This window comes from Carboxylicivirga longa (assembly GCF_050589825.1).
In the GTDB taxonomy this organism is placed as follows: domain Bacteria; phylum Bacteroidota; class Bacteroidia; order Bacteroidales; family Marinilabiliaceae; genus Carboxylicivirga; species Carboxylicivirga longa.
In genome coordinates this window covers 39085-58818 of the sequence record NZ_JBNGOZ010000002.1, presented here as the reverse complement: position 1 = coordinate 58818, position 19734 = coordinate 39085, and the positions used below count along the sequence as shown (strand labels likewise).

Here is a 19734-nt window from a genome sequence, read left to right as displayed (position 1 = left end):
CCAGGTGGCTGAAAAGGCCTTGGTAATCGTTTATTTTTCATACATTTGAAGTAAGTTGTTAATTGTTTTTCTTTTTTAAGGGGATACAGTTAGCTGAGAGGGTGCGGCAACACCCTCTTTTATTTTGATACGTAAATTACACTATCATCTTTAATGTCAATATGAACAGACATCTCAGCCTCTAGGATATTTAATATATCTGACATGTTATTATATCGTGGCAAATCGCCTGTAAAACGCAGATTCTTTATACTCTCATCAGTAATATATATTTCAACATCATACCAGCGTGCTACTTTCGTTAGGAAAGATTCCAGAGGTTCATTTCTAAATTTAAACCGACCGTCTTTCCAGGCTGTATATAATTCTACATCAACACTTTGTTTTGTTAGTAAATTTGTCTCTTTATTGAAAACTATCTGTTCATTAGGAAGCAGGTAGTCTTCCGTTATGCGTTGTTTATCGATAGTTTGCTGTACTTTTACTTTTCCTTCTACAAGCGTTGTCACTATATTAACGTCTTCCGAATAGCAGGTGATATTAAATTCTGTACCCAGTACTACAATGGACTGGTTGCCCGATTCGACTACAAAAGGCTTATTCACATTAGTAGCTACATCAAAATAGGCCTCTCCTTTCAATTCAACCTGGCGTACACTGTCATTAAAGGGAACAGAATACGTTAACTTTGTATCGGAGTTTAGCCATACCTTTGTGCCATCGGGTAAAACCACCTGATACTCTGCTCCTTTGGGTGTTATTAGTTGGTTTATAGTTGTTTCAGGTATTTTTTTCTCAGTTGTATTATAGGCTAGAACACCTTTTTCGTTCTCTATGGATAAGTTACCTTCTTCAATTATCTTTTCGGTAGCAGACTCTAAACTAACTTCTTGTCCATTGCCTAATAACAAAGTGGCCTGTGGTGTGCCGGGTTGAATATTGGCCTTAACAAGTTCCTGTGACTGCTGTGTGGGTTTAGCGATCTGGTAAGTATAGTAAATGGAGAAGGTAACTATTAACACCGCTGCAATCGATGCAATGGCCCTAAATAATTGAACTTTAGCGTCATTTTTTGGCTTTGTCGCATTTTGAATGTTACTTTTTTGCAAAGTATACAAGAAACGCTGCCACTGTTCTTCTGTATTAATACGTTCTCTCTTATCGCTCCAGCTGTCAAAAGCTTCGAGGTTAAGGATGGAAGTCTCCACTTCCTTATTTTTACCTTTATTTTCCCACTCTTTTAGCTTCAGCTGCTCCTGTGTGTTTAGTGAATCTAACGCTTTTCCAGCGAGTAGTTTCGAATGCTTATATTGGTCTTCTATTTTTCTCATAACTCATAAGTTACAACAAAATGCAATGCTGTATTGGTAGTACGACGCAAAAAGTAGGATGGGTGGGTGACAGGAGTGGTGAAAAAAAATTAAAAGAACTTTACAAGCTGAGTCAGTAAGATTAAAACAAACTGATGGCCAAGCTTTTCGCGTAAAAATTTATAGGCTCGCTTCTTTACTGTTTTAATGGTATTCAATGTTACATTAAGCTCGTTAGCAATCTCCTGGTTGCTATAGCCTTTTAAAGCCAGCCTGACAACTTTACGGGCTTGCGGAGACAGTTGGTCAATTGCTACCTTAAGCAGGCGGTAGGTCTCTTCTCTTAATATCTCATCAATAAAATGATCTTCAAGGGGCAGGTGGTATTGATCATCAATAGATGCACTTAGCTTTCTTTTGTCCTTTCGTATTTGGCTGATGCAGGCGTTTTTTACAAGAACGTAAAGGTATGCCCGCAAAGCATTCTCATCACTGAATTCCTCCTCTGAATTTTTCCATAGCTTAACAAAGGACTCCTGAGCAATGTCCTTGCCTTTATCATCATCTTTTAAAATGCGACCAGCCAATGCACACATAGACGGAAAAAGATCGCTAAATATCTTTTTAAACGTCTCGCTATTATATTCTATTAGCACATTGGCTATTTTCATTGCCTTGATCTATGAAAATTATTTTTTTCCTATTGGAAATTTTATGAATCTATATTTTAATAACAAACCAGCTTTGATAAAAGTCACAAATAAAGCGTTATTTTTAGATAATGAAAAATTCCTTTTATGGATCAGACCTATACTGTTAGTTGTTTAGTCTTAATTCATAAGGTCTATTTATTGCTGTTTTTTAGCTCAATAGGGTATGATAATTTTACCTCGAGCACGGAGTGATTTATTTTTAATTTTTCGATAATGCTGTAAAAAATAGGAGAGTGTCTTTGTATTTGCAGTGTGAGGTATGCATAAATAAAAATGCCTGCTTTGGGCAGGCATTCTTCTTTTAAAAAATCATTAAAATAAAATTGTCTTTACTATTAATTTATTGATTTTTCGATTGGCGGGGTTATTTTATCATAAATTCAAAGTCAATGTTTGATGGTGGCAGGCACTTCTCGTCATTGCAGCACATAAATTCAACATAACCCTTTATTGGTTTGCTGCTATCGATAACTCTAACATTTATGGCGAAAATAGCCTTCTCTTTATAGAAAGGTATCTCCATTTCGAAAACATCGTCAAATTTTAACGATGAAGGTGTTACTTCAATAGTTTTCTTTAAAGCTTTATTCGCAGAACTCTCTTCAATGACGAGCCTTGTGGGGAAGGGGCCATCTTCCGGAATATCAACTCCATACAATTTCCAGCCTTCATCTATTTCAGCGGTGGCTATAACTTTAATCTCCCAATTATTGATTTTTTCAAATTTAAAGTTCCACTTAACCGGTTCTTCTATTGTTTGCTGTGCGTGACAAATTATGATGCTCGCCAACAGAATTAAAATAAACGTTGCTCTTTTAATCATCTTATTTCTAATTTATAAATGCATTGATATTGTTGTTTAGTTTTTTCACTTGGTGTTTTGTACATATAACGCAAGAAAACAATTCCAGGGTGACAGATGAGAAGTTTTAAATTAAAATGCCTTATCCTCTTCATTGCATTATGTAAGCAGGCTCCTGGTGGTTGCTGGGGCTGTCTGGTCCCTGATGAATCGTTGGGTTAACGAATCTTTCTTTGTGAATTGTGAAGATAGTGATTTTAAGGCTAACTTTGAAGCGAAAAATAAATCATCGTTTAAAATGGATACGCAAGAGATATTAATTAAAATCCGGAAGATTGTCCGCTCGATTGATATCGAATCGAAGAAAATACAAAAGGAATACGGAGTTAGTATACCCCAAGTGTTGTGTTTGAGTTATCTGCGCGAGTCGCCTAATTATCAGGCTACACAGGCGCAGATAAGGCGCTATGTCAACCTCAATTCGAGTACTGTGAGTGGTATTATTAATCGTCTGGAAAAGAAAGGTTACCTGGCTCGACTTCCCAAGGCCGGCGATAAGCGGGTGGCTAATATTGTGCTTACCTCCTCGGGCGATGAGTTGCTAAAAACCATCCCTCCGTTGTTACACGATCAATTATCGCGTCGTTTGGAAAAATTGGGTGAAGATGAGCTTCTGAAGCTGGAGAGTGGTCTTGAGTCATTGGTGGCCCTATTGGATATTGATCAGGTAGATGCTTCGCCCATTATTATGCTAGGCGCCGATAGTGAGCCTCATGGGTATTTATAAGTCGTATGTGAGCTAAGCTAACTAAGTTAGAAATTTACCGAGTGTCATGATGTAAGGCGTCAAGCCTATTTGTGGCCTGCATTTTGACACCGAGCTCAACCCTCCTCATAACACAAAAGGTGCTTTTCGGCGTTCTTCTGTCTTTTAGCATCACGCTATGGCTTGCCCAAGCAAATTGATTTTAAGCCGGACCGGTTTAATAATTGCGTGATATTTTCCATTGGCTCTTTGGTGGCCTATTTATTCTACATTATATCAACTTATTAGTGTAATTCATATTGTTGCGCAAAGTGCGCCTATATGAGGGTTTTAGCACCTTGTTATTAGGTTTTTTATTTATTTTTTATAATTTTGTTCGTGTAGAAACAATTTAAAGGATAGATGATATATAACGATGTTCAACAAGAAATTGAAAATAGAATTGAAAAACCCAGCAATGCCTCCCGGTGGAAAGACTGGAAATGGCAGCTTAGAAACAGCATCCGCGATTTAAGTCGCTTCGAGCAGCTCACCGGCATTCAGTTTAGTCCTCAGGAACGGAGTGCTTTAGGTGAAACTTTCCAGAAGTTTCCCCTCTCCATTACGCCCTATTACCTCTCTTTAATTGATCAGAATAACTTCCGTAACGACCCCGTTTTTAAGCAGGCCTTTGGTGGAGTAGAAGAGCTTACCGTGCACAAGTCAGAGATGGCCGATCCACTGTCGGAAGACAAAGATAGTCCTGTAGAAGGTATTACCCACCGCTACCCCGACAGGGTTCTTTTTCATGTAAGTAATATGTGTGCCATGTATTGTCGTCACTGCACGCGTAAGCGCAAGGTAGGTGATACGGATTACGTTCCTGCTAAGGAGCAGATGCTGAAAGGTCTTGATTATATACGTCAAAACACACAGGTGCGCGATGTCCTGCTTTCGGGGGGTGATCCCTTAATGTTGTCCGACGAAAAGCTCGACTGGTTATTGTCGGAACTGAGCATTATCCCTCATGTGGAAATCATTCGTATAGGAACAAGAATGCCCGTGGTATTGCCCTATCGTATCACCGATAGGCTGGTGAGTATACTGAAAAAGTATCAGCCCTTGTGGATCAATACCCATTTTAACCATCCCAATGAGATTACCTCTTCCTCTAAACAAGCTTTGGCAATGCTGGCCGATGGCGGTTTTCCCTTAGGTAATCAGTCGGTTTTGTTGGCCGGTGTTAACGACTGCCCGCGTATCATGCGATCACTGTTGCATAAGCTTGTACAGAACAGGGTACGCCCTTATTATTTGTATCAATGCGACCTGTCGGAAGGATTATCGCATTTCCGCACACCTATTGGGAAAGGAATTGAGATTATGGAGAGTCTGGTGGGACATACCAGTGGTTTTGCCCGCCCTACTTATGTAATTGATGCCCCCGGAGGAGGTGGAAAAATACCGGTGATGCCCAATTATCTTCTCTCGTGGAGTACTAATAAGGTAGTGCTGCGTAATTACGAGGGGGTTATTACTACCTATAAAGAGCCCGATAACTACGACCATAAATTATGCGACCATCAATGCAACGATTGTGATCTTGAACTCAATATGGATGAGAGGGATGAATCGAAAGCCATTGGAATTGAAAATTTGTTATCTGATACCTCAGATGTAATTTCTTTAATACCTGAAAACAATGAACGTTTACAAAGAAGAGACGATAGTAAGTGATGTAGTAGAAAGTGTTGGAAACGGTTCTTTAATACAGCATGGAAAACATAACGATCGCGTATATTTGATGAAACTCGATAAGCGCGATGCTGAGCGTATGCCGCAGTTACTCACTGCACTGGCTCGCAACCAGGGATATACTAAGGTGTTTTGTAAAGTGCCCAAATGGGCTGCACCGCTGTTCTATGCTAACGGTTTTATTCTGGAGGCTAGTATTCCCAATTTCTACAAAGAAGGAGAGGATGTTTTTTTTATCTCAAAGTTTCTGAGTGCGGATCGCCTTTTGCATATCGAAACGAATAAGCTGCATGATCTCGGACGCTTGCTTTATCATACCGAAGCAAAGCGGCAGCAACTTGAAACACCCTACAATATAAGGCGCTTAACGGTGGATGATGTGGATGATATTGCCAATATTTATGATGCCATCTTCGATACTTATCCATTTCCTATCCACGATCCGGAGTATTTGATCGAGTGCATGCAGGATGATGTGCATTATTTTGGAGCCGAGCGTAACGGTAAGTTGGTCGCTGTGTCATCGGCTGAAGTGGATCGCAAAGGCGGGAATGCTGAGATGACTGATTTTGCCACCCTAAAAGCGCATCAGGGTAATCGCTTGGCAACCTTTTTATTGCAAGCCATGGAAAGCGAAATGAGGCGACAGGGCATTTATTCTTTATACACCATTGCCCGACTTAATTCCTTACCCATGAATAAAACCTTTCTACGCGCCAACTATCAATATGCCGGTACACTTATTAAGAATACTAATATAGCGGGCAGTATCGAAAGTATGAATATACTATATAAACACTTGCGTTAAAACAATGTAATATGTCAAAATTAATATGCCCCTATGCTAAGCAATGCGATATCTATCAGGGAAAACAGCCTTGCGGACAACCATCCTTACTTGTTTATAAAAACGTATTCTGCCATCGGGGATTAAAGGGCTGGAGTAATTGTAATTATTATGTCGAACTAAAAAAGAAAGAGAAATAGTCAGTATGAAAGAAGAAAGATCTATCAGACTAGAAACGCTAAATAACGACAAAGAAAAAGAGATTTTATTATTAATGAAAAGTAAGGGTACATGTGTTTATGGCGAAATAATTCGTCAAACAAGGCTTTCGTACAGCAAAGGAAAGGAGCTTATTTACTCCCTGCTTAACAAAGGATATCTGCGCTATGTGGGGCGTAGTACAAAATTGGAATTAGCTGTTGGTGTGCACTAGTAGAGCATGCAATAAGTTTTCGGGAACGGTTCTTTATCTAAAATCGAAAGATGCTTATAAATACGGTTCCGTAAATACTTAAGCTTAATGAATTTTTCAGAACCTCCTGCCAGCGCTTGCTCCCGAGGTCTGTTCATCGTCATCAACAAAGTAAAAACACATAGGGTACTATGCACCTCGTTGATATACTGATTTTTGTGATCTACCTGATCGCCATGTTAGGCGTAGGTTTCTTTTTTATGACCCGCAATAAAACGCCTGACGACTATTATGTAGGAGGGCGTAAGCTAAAAGCTGCACACATCGGTTTGTCGGTGGTGGCTACCGATGTGGGCGGTGGATTTTCCATCGGCCTAGGAGGTCTGGGTTTTATGATGGGGCTGTCGGGTAGCTGGCTGCTCTTCACCGGGCTTGTTGGCGCCTGGCTAAGCGCCGTTTTGCTGATCCCCAAAGTATCGAAAATGGGGAGAGCTAAAAATTTTCTTACCTTTCCCCAGTTTCTGGGGAGTGTTTATAATAAAAAGGTGGCCTTGTTTGCGGGTATTATTTCGGCCATTGGTTATATTGGTTTTACATCTTCGCAGATACTGGCCGGTGCCAAGCTCGCGGCTTCTACCTTTCCAACGCTCTCCCTGGAGATGGCGCTGTTGGTGATGGGCACTATTGCGGTTATTTATACAGTGCTGGGCGGGCTAAAGGCCGTTATTTATACCGATACGGTACAGTGGCTCATTTTGATGGGTGGGCTGTTGCTGGTGGCCTTGCCTTACGCTTATTATAAGTTGGGAGGAATGGATACTATCCGTAATAGTCTTGAGCCTTCCTTTCTGAGCCTTACAGCCATTACCTGGCAGCAGCTGGTCAACTGGATGTTTACCATTGTTCCCATCTGGTTTATCGGTATGACCTTATATCAACGCATCTATGCGGCCAAAGACACAAAAACGGCACAACGGGGGTGGTTCATCGCCGGTTTGTTTGAGTATCCACTGATGGCTTTTCTGGGTGTTACCCTGGGTATGTTTGCCCGCGTGGCACTGGAGAATGGCGTGTTAACGGGTTATACCTTCGCAACAATGGATGCGGAAATGGGATTGCCTGTTTTGCTGCGCACCATACTGCCGGTTGGGCTGATGGGCATCGTGTTGTCGGCTTATTTTTCGGCCATTATATCCACTGCCGACAGCTGCCTTATGGCTGCCTCGGGCAATGTGTTAACCGATGTGTTTAAGCTGCATCAGTCAAAATATAACCTGCGCTACTCGCAGTTAATTACCCTGGTCATTGGTGTACTTGCACTTTTTCTGGCCCTTAAGGTGAGCAGTGTGCTGGAGTTAATGTTACACTCCTATTCATTTATGGTTTCGGGCATGATTGTGCCGGTGTTGGTGGCACTTTTTGTAAAAAAGCCTAATGCCAGTGCCGCTTTGCTGGCCATGGTGTTTGGTGGTGTTACTACGCTATCTCTTATTATCTTTAAAATTAAGATAATTGGCGGTCTTGATGCCAATATTGTAGGTATCAGTGTTTCAGCCCTGGTGTATGCAGTAGAGCATTGGATATCAAGACTGCAAAGGCATGAGACTTTTTTCATCAAATAAAATACACAATTCAACCTAAACAACAAAAATATGTTAGCGATACGTAAATATGAGAAAGAGGCAGATTTTAAAATAATTAGCCGCGATGAATATGTAGATTTTTTATTTACCCATCTGGGTGAGTATGGAGACCCCAAAGCGGATATTAATAAGTGTCTCGATTATGCTTTCTCGAACCAGAAGAGTGAGGGTGGCTTTGCTCTGGGTGCTTTTTACAAAGATCAATTGGTGGGAGCCCTGGTGATTAATCATACGGGCATGAGCGGATATATACCCGATCACATTTTGGTTTACGTGGCTGTTGATAAGCAATATCGCGGACGGGGCTTTGGCCAGCAGATAATTGAAGCAGCCTTTGCGCATTGTCCGGGGGATGTGAAGTTGCATGTGGAGTACGATAATCCGGCCAAAAAGCTTTATGAGCGCATTGGTTTTCAATCGAAATATGCCGAAATGCGGTATAATAAGAATCGTACGTAATAATCCTTTATAATATGGCATTTATAACATTGCATGCAGGTAAGCTAAAGAGTAACTTTAACTACCTCAATAAGATTTTTAAGGGAAATAACATCCAATGGTCGGTGGTATCAAAGCTCCTTTGCGGCAATAAAGATTACCTGAAGGTGCTGCTGGATATGGGCATCACTAATTTCTGCGATTCGCGCATTACGAATTTAAAAACCATCAAGCAGCTAAGTGCAGACGTGGAAACCACCTACATTAAGCCGCCGGCCAAGCGTGCCATTCCCAGCGTTGTTAAATACGCTGATGCCAGTCTCAATACAGAAATTAACACCATCCGCCTATTGTCGGAGGAGGCCGTGAAGCAAGGTAAGGTACATAAAGTCATCATTATGATTGAACTGGGCGAGTTGCGCGAAGGGGTTATGGGAGATGAGTTTATGGGCTTTTACAGTCAGGTGTTTGAGCTTCAGAATATTGAGGTGGTGGGTATTGGCACTAATCTATCTTGTCTTTACGGCGTGCTGCCCAATCATGATAAGCTCATTCAGCTGTGTTTGTATGAGCAGCTCATCGAGGCTCGTTTCAATAAACAAATTGATTTGGTGTCAGGTGGCTCCTCAGTCACCATTCCGCTCATTTTCCAAAATCTTTTACCCAAGGGAATTAATCACTTTAGGGTGGGCGAGACGCTCTTTTTAGGTACCGATGTGTACAATAATACCAACTACAAAAATATGAAGCCCGATGTGTTCAGGCTTTACTCTGAAATTATTGAGTTGGCCGAAAAACCGCTTGTACCGCAAGGGGAGATGGGTACCAATGTGGAGGGGCACGAAGTAGAGTTTGATCAGCAGCAGATTGGACAGACATCAACGCGTGCCATTATTGACCTGGGTCTTTTAGATGTGGATGAACAGCACATCACGCCCGTGGATGAAGGTGTTTCCTTTGTGGGTGCCAGTTCCGATATGCTGGTGGTGGATTTAAAAGATAACCCACGTAAATACAAGGTGGGCGATCTGATTGAATTTAAAATGGATTACATGGGTGTACTGCGTATTATTAACTCCAAGTACATCGAAAAACGTGTTAAGTATTAATGGATATAACTAATTTTCTGAATTCGATACTATTATTGCTAGTACTACTCAACCCCTTTCTGCTAATTGTTTACCTTATCGACATCGTAAAAAGCAAGTCGATGTATGTTTTTACGCGTATACTTATACGGGCGGGTCTAATGAGTTTTGTGGCTTTTTCAGCATTTGCCATATTGGGCGATAGTATTTTTAGTAATGTGTTTAATGCACAGATGGCCTCGTTTCAAATTTTTGGGGGTGTCATCTTTCTCTTAACAGGCATTCAGTTTGTGTTTAAGGGAAATGCCTCCATTGAATCGCTGAGGGGGGAGTCCAAGTATGTGGCGGGTGCCATTGCCATGCCTATTTTCATTGGGCCCGGTACCATCAGTTATAGCGTGATCATTGGCGAGCAGTTGGATAAGCCCATGGCCTTGCTGGCCATTGCCTGTGCTATTCTGCTTTGCATCTCCATTATCATGTTGCTGAAGGTGGTGCACGATCGTATACAAACCAAGAAGGAAGAGCTCATTGAGCAATATATTGATATTGCCGGCCGGGTGATTGCTATGTTGCTGGGTACGGTATCCATCGAACTCATTATGTCAGGACTTGATTTCTGGCTTGACATTTTATAAGGAATAATTGTGGAGACCGCCTTTACGCTCCACTTTATGCATAGTTCTAAAAGCGGCTTATCGATTACATGGGTTTTTACCTATTGTAATTGATAAGCCGCTGATTTATAATATCCGGGTGAGGATATCCATTATGAAGTAATACCAATCCCAATACCTCTCCTCTCTCTTCTCTTTTCTCACATCTCTTTACTCACCTCTCATCTCTCCCCACTCATTTCTCCCCACTCACTCCTCCTCAGTCTTTTTAAAATATCCCTTAAAATGCCGGTTAAGGTGTTTACGCATGGCATTTCGGAATTTGCTGGGTGATCCTTCTTTGAGAATTTGTACCAGCTCGTGATGCGATACCCACTTGGCATCATGATCCTTGCCCTCGATCAGACCTGAATCGTACACATAGCGGAAAGCAGGGAGTAATATGGTTTGGAAATCCATGAGTGTTTGATTGCCTGATATCTCGTATAGCTTACCGTGAAAGGCCACCTCGTGCTCCACGTCAAAGAGTACATCTCGGGGTGAAACAGGCTCCTGCTGCACAATTCTCTCCAATTCGGCGATATCCTCGGGGGTGGCACGTTTAAATATCAGGTCGCTCATGCCAATTTCTATTACCAGGCGCAACTCAAATACATCGCGAAGGGTGGACTTGTCCAGGATATTGGGTATCAGACTCTTTTTGAGCATGAATAGTAGGTTTGGGCTTTTGATAGTTGAGCCTTTACGCTTAGTAGACTCTATGATGCCCAGGGTGCGCAGTCGGTTCAGGGCTTCCCGAATTACGGTGCGTGAAACGCCCAGCATCTGAGTAAGTTCCAGTTCTTTGGGTATCTGATCACCCGGATTTAACTTTTCTGATATTAATAGGTCTATCAGGGTTTGCTCAACTTTGTCCACCAGACTGCTGGAGTCCACTGCCTGTAGGTTTAGGTCTGTTGTTTTATTCTTGCTTAGCATTAATTTAGTTTGTTGTGTGCATACAAATTTTAACTATTTATTTGGATAAAAAAAATGGATGTCATTCGACATCTGTACCCCGTATATACCGGGCTGCCATAGTCTATGGCAATAAGATTCAGGCTTGTATTTTCTTCCTTGCTTAGTGTTAATATATTTTGTTGTGTTGATACAAATTTTAACTATTTATTTGGATTAAAAAAACCAAAGCCATATTTTTGACGTGAATTATGTAGGACATAATGCACTAAATTAAAAAATTTATGAAAAGGAAACAATTAAGAAAAAGGATTGGCCTGTTGTTGCTACTTCCCTGGTTAATCGGGAGTGGCTTGATGGCGCAAAACCTGATTACAGGTGTAGTGAAAGATGCCGGTGGGGAGTCATTGCCCGGTGTTTCGGTCTATGTAAAAAACACAACCAATGGTACAATAACCGGTATCGATGGATCGTATCAAATTCAGGCGCAGGAAAGCGAAACGCTGGTGTTCTCATTTATTGGTTTTTTAACGCAGGAAATCGTAGTTGGTGACCAGCAAACTATTAATGTAACCCTGGAAGAGGAACTCAAGCGGCTGGATGAAGTCGTGGTAACGGGTTATTCAACACAATCCAGGTCGGAGATGACTACTTCGATTGCCAAGTTGGATACCAAAGTGTTGGAGAGCGCGCCGCGTTCCAACGCAGCCACCGCCTTACAGGGAACCATTGCCGGTTTGAAGGTGACGCAATCTTCCGGTCAGCCCGGATCAACACCTAATTTGGTGTTGCGCGGAGGTACCGATTTTGATGGCTCGGGTACGCCTTTGGTGTTGATCGATGGTGTTCCTGGATCGTTCTATGCATTGAACTCTGACGATATAGAGTCGATGGAAGTATTGAAAGATGCGGCTTCTACCGCTATTTACGGGGCACGTGCTGCCAATGGTGTTATTATTGTAACCACCAAAAAGGGTAAAGCCGGAAAAAGCAACATTACCTTCCGTTCAAAATTCACAACCAACGAGCGTCGCGAAGATCCTATGGAGTATCTGGGTGCTGCCGACTATGTTAAGTACAATCGTTTGGGAGTGAAACAAGCTCAGGATGTGATGGGTTATGCCTGGTTAAATCAGTTTTTGACAGGTGCACACGCGGCTGCTACAGGTAACAATACCACTAATTCTATTTATACCACTATGGTATTATCTGATGATAATCGGTATTTATTGAATTATGATGGATGGCAAACCATGGAAGATCCTGTCAATCCGGGTACACAGCTGATTTTTATGGATAATAAAATGAACGAGCTGTTCTACCAGAATAGTCATGCTCAGGACTACAGCTTATCCTTCGATGGTGGTAACGACAAGGGTACTTATTACCTGGGGCTGGGTTATTTGGATGATAAAGGTCTCGTGTTTGGCTCTGCTTTTGAGCGTTACTCAGGTACTTTTAACGGATCTTATAAAATAAAGGATAACTTTAAGGTGTCTTCTAGTATTATCTACGCTCACTCGAGCCGTAACTTGCCGTTCGACAGCGTTTATAACCTCTTCCAGCGTACAGCCGGTTTGGCACCTACATCACGTATTTATAATAACAATCCTGATGGTAGTCTGTCCGACGAGTATCAGCCGGGTACCTACGTGGGTTTTGGTAATCCGCTGTATTACCGCGATAAGTTTTTGCGCTCCAACCTGGAACAGCGTATGACTTCGTCGGTACAGTTCGATTATACTTTCCTGAATAACTTCACGTTTACCTTACGTGGTAGTCACTTTTCAGTTAATAATTCAAACGAAGCTTTTAATAAGGCCTACTTGAATTCAGGAAGCTTAAATACGGCAAGGGAAGCATCCGCCAGTCATCAGCGTACCATGCGCAACCAGGTGACTGCCATGGCTAAGTATGTGAACCGTATTGCCGATAAGCACAATGTTAATGCCTTGCTGGGTCTGGAATATTTTAGAGAAAAATATTTCGGATTCAATGCTGCAACGCGTTTGTCACCAACCGACCTAATTCCAACCATGAATGTAGGTGCTGAGGCGGCAGGTGTACCTTCTTCTAGCCGCACTGGTTACGCTATCTCATCGGTATTTGGTCAGGTGAACTACGATTATGACTATAAATACCTGCTGGGATTAACATTCCGTCGTGATGGAGCATCCCGCTTGGGTAATGAAAAATACGATTTCTTCCCGGGTGTATCTCTTGGGTGGAACATGCATAACGAGACTTTCTTTAAAGAATCGGGTGTGAGTAAATATATCAGTAGTCTGAAGCCAAGGGTGAGCTACGGTGTGAATGGTAATATTGAGGTGTTGGGTAACTTCCAGGTGTTTGGAGTCTACTCAGGAACCGGCACCTACGATACTCAATCAGGCTATGTGAACAGCGGACTGCCTTTGCTTGATCTAAAATGGGAGCGTTCAACTACCTTAAACTTTGGTTTGGATATGGGCTTGCTGGATGGTCGTGTAAGCGTAATGGCTGATTATTTTATCCGCGATGTAAAGGATAAATTAGGATGGCTTAGCTTACCGTTATGGACCGGATTCTCTGGTATAACCGTTAATAACGGAGCCCTGCGTAATAAGGGTCTTGAATTGCAGGTGAATGCAGATGTTGTTAAAAACAAAGATTTCAACTGGAACCTTGGCTTAACCTATTATTCCGTTCGAAATTTCGCTACAGAATTACCTGATAATGGTGTGGAGAACAACCGCCAGGGCGGGCAGGAGATTTATGATCCGGCTACCGGTGGTACCAAATATGTTGGTGGTTTACAAGAAGGCGAACGAGTGGGTCTGGATTTAATTACTGCCTATGTATTTGATGGAGTTTATAAGACTCAGGCTGAAATTGATGCCGATGCCGACCTTATTGTTGAGTTCGCTACTAAAAAAGATCAACGCTTCCTGGGAGATGCCCGTTGGAAAGATTTGAATGGCGATGGTGTGATTAACCAACTGGATCGCAAGGTGATTGGACGTACAACTCCTGATTTTGTAGGGGGTGTCACCTCTGATTTTAGTTACAAAAACTTTAACCTTTTTATTAAAACAGACTTTGCAGTAGGTCACCATCTGATTAATGGTCGCCGTGTTAAAGGTATTGCCCAAACACAAGGTAACCAAAATGGACCGATTGAGATCAGAGATACATGGACTCCTGAAAATCCAACATCGGATATTCCAATTTTCACCTTAGTCGATCGCCAGCGTAACCACATGGCCGGTGGTGGTGACCAAGGGTCTATTACCGACGGAAGTTCGCGTATGGTTGAAAAAGGTGACTACATGGCACTTCGTGAGGTTACTTTGAGTTATAATCTGGATGGGAAAATTGCAAATGATGCTTTCCAAAATATCCGAATATATCTAACCGGTACGAACCTGGCTTACTGGAATGGTTTTTCAGGTAGTTCCCCTGAAGAGGCTACAAATAAATCTTGGGAAGGTATGTACACAGGAATTGACATCGGTCGTTTCCCATTGCCACGAACATTTACTTTGGGTGTTAATGTTACTTTCTAATCCTTTAATGTGATGAAAATGAAAAATATTAAATACATATTATTATTATTGGTTACAATGACTTTCGGTGCTTGTGAAATTGATTTGCAACCCGATAGTGAGTTGACCTATAACGGATTCTGGGATACCGAAGAGGCTGCTCGTGCAGCGCATATCGGTATCTATGACAGGTACCGTGGAAAAGCCTCCACCCTTTGGTCGATGGGGGAGGTTCGTTCCGATGTTTGGGGTGGTAATACCATTGAATCACCTTCCAATCAGAACCTGATTGAAAACAACATGAGTTCAACCATTGTGTTTTTTAGTGGTTGGGCAGGTTTCTATAGCAACTTGCACTATATTAACGATTTCCTTAAGAATGCGCCGGATGTGGAATTTGAAAACGAGGACGATCAAAATCACATGCTGGGGCAGATATATGGACTGCGTGCACAGATTTATTATACCATGCTTAAAGCCTGGGGTGATGTGCCAATCAATTTGGAACCAGTACTTGAAATTGATTTGACAAAACTAAAGAAGCCGCGTTCTCCTAAGAGTGATGTAATGGCTCAGGTTAAGGAGGATATCGAGATGTCGCTGGAGTATTTTGGTAATGATAACAGTAAGTGGAACAATAAAAATATCTATTGGTCTAAAGCTGCTACATTGGCCTTAAAAGGAGATGTTTACCTGTGGTCGGGTAAAGTCCTTGGTGGCGGAAATGCCGATTTTACTACAGCAAAGGCAGCTCTGGAGCAAATTACCGGTCATGATTTGGTTAGTTATTCTGAGTTATGGGGTGAAGAAAATGAGTTTAATAATGAGTTTATTTTTGCCTTTGATTATCAGGAAGACCAGGCCTCTAATTTCTACTCTGTTTTTACCGGCCGTGCAGTCGACTTTGCATCATTATTCGATGAGAATGGCGAATCGGTGGCGGATATCGTAGTTAACGGTGCCAGCCGTTATGGACCATCCGATAAAACCAATTTGTTACTTGATGATGCAGAAGACCAGCGGAGTGGTTACTTTACCCGTTTATATACCGATGGTGAAGTGCATGTTCCTTTTGTTCCCGGCGAACTCACTTATAGTGGAGCCTTGTTTAATAAGTTTCTGGGAAGTATTGGAAATGATGGTTCACGTAAGAATTATAATAACGTACCACTTTACCGTTACGCCGATGTGTTATTGATGTTGGCCGAGGCTAAAAATAACCTGGGTGAAGACCCAAGTGCAGAAATCAACAGGGTAAGGGAACGCGCCTATGGTGAAAATTTTGCAGGTCATGAATTTGTAAATGGTAGTGAGAGTCAAAATCGACTTGAAATTTTGAACGAACGCTATAAGGAATTTGTGGGCGAAGGAAAAAGATGGTGGGATTTGGTTCGTGCCGGTGATGGAATTGTTTTTGATGAAATTGATGCCCTGGATGCTTCCGAGGCTTATAAAATCTATTATTCTATTTCGGCAGATATGTTGGCCAATGATGATCAGTTAGAACAAACCGAAGGTTATAATTAATAACATAAATTAGCATTTCAACTGCCTCCCAAACGCTTTTTGGTTATGAGCGGAAAGGGGGGCAGTTTTTAAGTTTAAAGCTGGTGGATGTTTCTTATTCTTATTATTATCTTTGAGCGCGGTCAATAAACAGCAGACTATTTGGTCGTCTAGCCTTGGCATTATGCCTACTATCAGCACCAGCCCATATCGAAAAGAATCGTGTTGAATCAATTTAAGTAATAATTATATCTCAAAAATCATTATCATGCACAAACTACTTCTTACGGCCTTAGTCATTGTGGCTTTGCAGGCTTGCGCTCAAAAGGCAAAGGAAACGAAAGACGACAGCATTATTCAAAACATCGACCTGTTTAATACTACGATGAACGAGAGTGTGGCCTGTTACCGCATTCCCGCGCTTGTAACAGCTCCCAACGGCGACCTTATTGCAGCCATCGATGAAAGGGTGCCCTCATGCGGTGACCTGAAATGGAGCAATGACATTAACATCATCGTTCGTCGCAGCAGCGATAACGGTGCTACCTGGTCCGAAATTGAAACCGTGGTGGACTTTCCATTGGGGCAATCAGCATCTGACCCCTCCATGATTGTGGATGAGGTGACAGGTGATATTTTTCTTTTTTACAATTTTATGGACTTGGATAAGGAGAAAGATGTGTATTACTTCCATGTGGTGAAGAGTAGCGATAACGGACAAACCTGGAGTCAGCCCGAGGATATCACTTCGCAGATTGCTTTGCCCGGATGGGAGAAGGACTTTAAATTTATCACTTCAGGACGTGGCATACAGGCAGAAGACGGTACTTTGCTGCACACCATTGTAAACCTGCAGAAGGGTGGGCACGTATTTGGTTCTAAAGACCATGGTAAGAGTTGGTTTGTGATCGACAATGCCATTAAGCCTTTCGATGAATCTAAGATTGTGCAGCTTGCCAATGGTAATTGGATGATTAACAGTCGTGTGCAGCGCCTGGGTCACCGTTATGTGCATGTTTCAGCCGACGAGGGACAGACCTGGGAGAGCTACCCCGATTCAAGTCTTGTGGATCCGGCTTGTAACGCTTCCATCATCCGTTATACTTCAGTGAATAATGGTGATGATAAAAACCGTCTTTTATTTGCCAATGCCAATCATGCCAAAGATCGTGTGAACCTAACGGTTCGTGTTAGTTACGATGAGGGCAAGACTTGGACCAAAGGCAAAACCATTTACGAGGGGAGTTCGGCCTATTCATCTTTAAGCATTTTGGAAAATGGCGATATCGCTGTCTTCTTCGAGAAGGATGGACATAAAGCCAATCCTTTTGTCAGCTTCTCACTATCGTGGTTAACCGATGGTGCCGATAGTTATCGTAAAGAAACAAAATAAGTGGTTATGAGGTATCTGTTACCACTATTGCTTGGCCTGTTAACTACGTTGGCAGGTCGGGCACATAACCATACGCCACCCTTGTTGCCCAAACCGCAAGTAGTAGAGTGGCAAAGGGGCACACTTCAATTTAATGCTTTGGCGCTTGAGTGCCCGGAAAGTCTGAAAGAGGGATTGAGTAATGACCTCATTCAGATGGGCTTTATTCTTGACGATGCCGATGCTGCTAAGTTGAATGTGCGCATAGTTGAGGCCTTGGATAAGGTGACGCTCAATGAGGACGAAGCCTATCGCTTGAAGGTTGATAACGAGGGTATAGCTATTGATGCCCTCACATTAACCGGCGTTTACAGAGCGCTGCAAACCTTGCGTCAGCTTAGCTCGGATACGGATAAGAACCATGCACTGCCCTATTGCAGCATTGTTGACTGGCCGGCCTTTCGCATTCGAGGCTTTATGCATGATGTGGGACGGGGTTTTATTCCCCTTGATGAGTTAAAGAAACAGATTGACCTGTTGGCTCGTTTTAAGATTAACGTATTTCACTGGCACCTAACCGAAGATATTGCGTGGCGACTTGAGAGTCGCGTTTTTCCCCAACTAACCGGATACGATAATTTTGAACGCCTTCCGGGTAAATATTATACGCTTGAGGAAGCCCGTGAGCTGATAGACTATTGTCGTCAAAGGCACGTCCTACTCATTCCCGAAATTGATATGCCCGGCCACAGTGCTGCCTTTACCCGTGCCCTCGGACATGATATGCAGTCGCCCCAGGGCATGGACCTCCTCAAACAGCTCATGGATGAGGTATGTACCGTCTTTGCCGAAGTACCTTACCTGCATATTGGTACCGATGAGGTGGAATTTACCAATCCGGACTTTGTGCCTGAAATGGTGACCTATGTTCGCAGTAAAGGAAAAAAGGTAATCAGCTGGAATCCGGGCTGGAACTATAAGAAGGGCGAGATAGACATGATTCAGATGTGGAGTTACCGCGGTAGGCTACATCCCGGTATTCCGGCCATCGATTCGCGCCTGCACTATATTAATCATTTTGATACTTTTGCCGACCTTGTGGCCTTATATAACAGCAATGTGGCGGGGGTGAGCCAAGGTAATGACGATGTGGCGGGTGCCATCATTGCCGCATGGAACGACCGTTATGTTGAAAGTACAGCACAGATTGTCAGTGAGAATGGCCTGTATCCAACTATGCTAACCCTGGCCGAGACCTGCTGGCAGGGCAGGCGTGAAAAATATTTTGATGAGCAAGGCTCACTGATTGACCCTGATGATCCTGTTGCACAGGCTAACTTTGCAGATTTTGAGGATCGCCTGCTCTATTATAAAGAAAAAGTATTTGCTGATGAGCCATTTGCCTACGTGAAGCAAAGTAATGTGAATTGGCGCATTACCGATGCTTTTCCCAATAAGGGTGATTTGCTCAGGCGTTTTCCGCCCGAAGAGGCATTGCAGCCCACCTATCAATATGAAGGCAAGGAATATGCTACTCGTCCTGCCATTGGTGCCGGTATCTATCTGCGCCATGTGTGGGGTACGCTGATTCCCGGCTTCTACACCGACCCGCAGCCCAATCATACGGCCTATGCCTACACCTGGGTGTATTCGCCCGTAGCGAGGGAGGCCGGTATCTATGTGCGTTTTCAGAACTACGGACGCTCGGAGAAGGATCTGCCACCGCCCCAAGGCAAATGGGATTATAAAGAGAGTCGTATCTGGCTAAATGATGTGGGAATTGCACCGCCGGTATGGGAGAATACACACGGGAAGAAATCCAATGAGATTTCCCTACAAAATGAAAACTGGGAGGGACGTCCGCCCATTCCCGTGCAGCTAAAGAAAGGTTGGAATAAACTGCTGTTGAAGATGCCGGTGGCACAGTTTAGCTCTGATGAGGTACGCCTGGTGAAATGGATGTTTAACGCCGTATTGGTTGCACCTGACGGCAGCAAGGCCTTGGACGATATTATTTATTCGCCGGATAAAAAACGAAAATGATCAAGGTAAGCAAAATACAAGA

General features: G+C 42.7%; 17 protein-coding genes. 13 read left to right on the top strand and 4 right to left on the bottom strand.

Annotation, left to right across the window (positions count from 1 at the left end):
• Positions 1–119 precede the first annotated feature (119 nt).
• From ACRD7A_RS01995 to ACRD7A_RS01985, 3 genes are all read right to left on the bottom strand, one after another.
• Positions 120–1331, bottom strand: a complete 1212-nt coding sequence (locus ACRD7A_RS01995) for a FecR family protein (RefSeq protein WP_430809668.1) — start codon at positions 1329–1331, stop codon at positions 120–122.
• A gap of 89 nt (positions 1332–1420) precedes the next feature.
• On the bottom strand, positions 1421–1981 hold the full coding sequence (locus ACRD7A_RS01990) for an RNA polymerase sigma factor (RefSeq protein WP_430809667.1): 561 nt from the start codon (positions 1979–1981) through the stop codon (positions 1421–1423).
• Between the two features lie 406 nt (positions 1982–2387).
• Positions 2388–2846, bottom strand: coding sequence for a protein-disulfide reductase DsbD domain-containing protein (locus ACRD7A_RS01985; protein ID WP_430809666.1), 459 nt, complete (start codon positions 2844–2846; stop codon positions 2388–2390).
• A gap of 277 nt (positions 2847–3123) precedes the next feature.
• Here ACRD7A_RS01985 and ACRD7A_RS01980 point away from each other — a divergent pair, with 277 nt between their 5' ends.
• From ACRD7A_RS01980 to ACRD7A_RS01940, 9 genes are all read left to right on the top strand, one after another.
• A complete protein-coding gene (locus tag ACRD7A_RS01980) occupies positions 3124–3612 on the top strand; it encodes a MarR family winged helix-turn-helix transcriptional regulator (protein WP_430817922.1) in 489 nt (162 codons plus the stop codon).
• 381 nt (positions 3613–3993) lie between these two features.
• Positions 3994–5307, top strand: coding sequence for a lysine 2,3-aminomutase (gene kamA, locus ACRD7A_RS01975; protein ID WP_430809664.1), 1314 nt, complete (start codon positions 3994–3996; stop codon positions 5305–5307).
• Positions 5273–6133, top strand: coding sequence for a putative beta-lysine N-acetyltransferase (gene ablB, locus ACRD7A_RS01970; protein WP_430809663.1), 861 nt, complete (start codon positions 5273–5275; stop codon positions 6131–6133). The genes kamA and ablB overlap by 35 nt, the downstream gene beginning before the upstream one ends.
• 11 nt (positions 6134–6144) lie before the next feature.
• Positions 6145–6312 carry a hypothetical protein gene (locus ACRD7A_RS01965; RefSeq protein ID WP_430809662.1) on the top strand — a complete coding sequence of 56 codons (168 nt, stop codon included), beginning with the start codon at positions 6145–6147 and terminating at the stop codon, positions 6310–6312.
• Between the two features lie 5 nt (positions 6313–6317).
• Positions 6318–6545, top strand: a complete 228-nt coding sequence (locus ACRD7A_RS01960) for a hypothetical protein (RefSeq protein ID WP_430809661.1) — start codon at positions 6318–6320, stop codon at positions 6543–6545.
• Positions 6546–6715: 170 nt separating this feature from the next.
• On the top strand, positions 6716–8146 hold the full coding sequence (locus ACRD7A_RS01955) for a sodium:solute symporter family protein (protein ID WP_430809660.1): 1431 nt from the start codon (positions 6716–6718) through the stop codon (positions 8144–8146).
• Between the two features lie 30 nt (positions 8147–8176).
• Positions 8177–8626, top strand: a complete 450-nt coding sequence (locus ACRD7A_RS01950) for a GNAT family N-acetyltransferase (protein ID WP_430809659.1) — start codon at positions 8177–8179, stop codon at positions 8624–8626.
• 14 nt (positions 8627–8640) lie between these two features.
• Positions 8641–9714, top strand: coding sequence for an alanine racemase (locus tag ACRD7A_RS01945; RefSeq protein WP_430809658.1), 1074 nt, complete (start codon positions 8641–8643; stop codon positions 9712–9714).
• On the top strand, positions 9714–10331 hold the full coding sequence (locus tag ACRD7A_RS01940; RefSeq protein WP_430809657.1) for a MarC family protein: 618 nt from the start codon (positions 9714–9716) through the stop codon (positions 10329–10331). The genes ACRD7A_RS01945 and ACRD7A_RS01940 overlap by 1 nt, the downstream gene beginning before the upstream one ends.
• Positions 10332–10559: 228 nt before the next feature.
• Here the strand turns inward: ACRD7A_RS01940 and ACRD7A_RS01935 are convergent, their stop codons facing one another.
• Entirely contained in the window at positions 10560–11288 is a 729-nt protein-coding gene (locus ACRD7A_RS01935) for a FadR/GntR family transcriptional regulator (protein ID WP_430809656.1), read from the bottom strand.
• A gap of 263 nt (positions 11289–11551) precedes the next feature.
• On the opposite strand from ACRD7A_RS01935, the gene ACRD7A_RS01930 reads away from it, so the two are divergent.
• From ACRD7A_RS01930 to ACRD7A_RS01915, 4 genes are all read left to right on the top strand, one after another.
• The gene (locus tag ACRD7A_RS01930) at positions 11552–14812 is read left to right on the top strand and encodes a SusC/RagA family TonB-linked outer membrane protein (protein ID WP_430809655.1); all 3261 of its coding nucleotides are present in this window, start codon (positions 11552–11554) and stop codon (positions 14810–14812) included.
• A gap of 18 nt (positions 14813–14830) precedes the next feature.
• A complete protein-coding gene (locus ACRD7A_RS01925) occupies positions 14831–16318 on the top strand; it encodes a RagB/SusD family nutrient uptake outer membrane protein (RefSeq protein WP_430809654.1) in 1488 nt (495 codons plus the stop codon).
• A gap of 247 nt (positions 16319–16565) precedes the next feature.
• Positions 16566–17690 carry a sialidase family protein gene (locus tag ACRD7A_RS01920; RefSeq protein ID WP_430809653.1) on the top strand — a complete coding sequence of 375 codons (1125 nt, stop codon included), beginning with the start codon at positions 16566–16568 and terminating at the stop codon, positions 17688–17690.
• A 6-nt stretch (positions 17691–17696) separates the two neighbouring features.
• Positions 17697–19712 carry a family 20 glycosylhydrolase gene (locus ACRD7A_RS01915; RefSeq protein ID WP_430809652.1) on the top strand — a complete coding sequence of 672 codons (2016 nt, stop codon included), beginning with the start codon at positions 17697–17699 and terminating at the stop codon, positions 19710–19712.
• Positions 19713–19734: the final 22 nt, after the last annotated feature.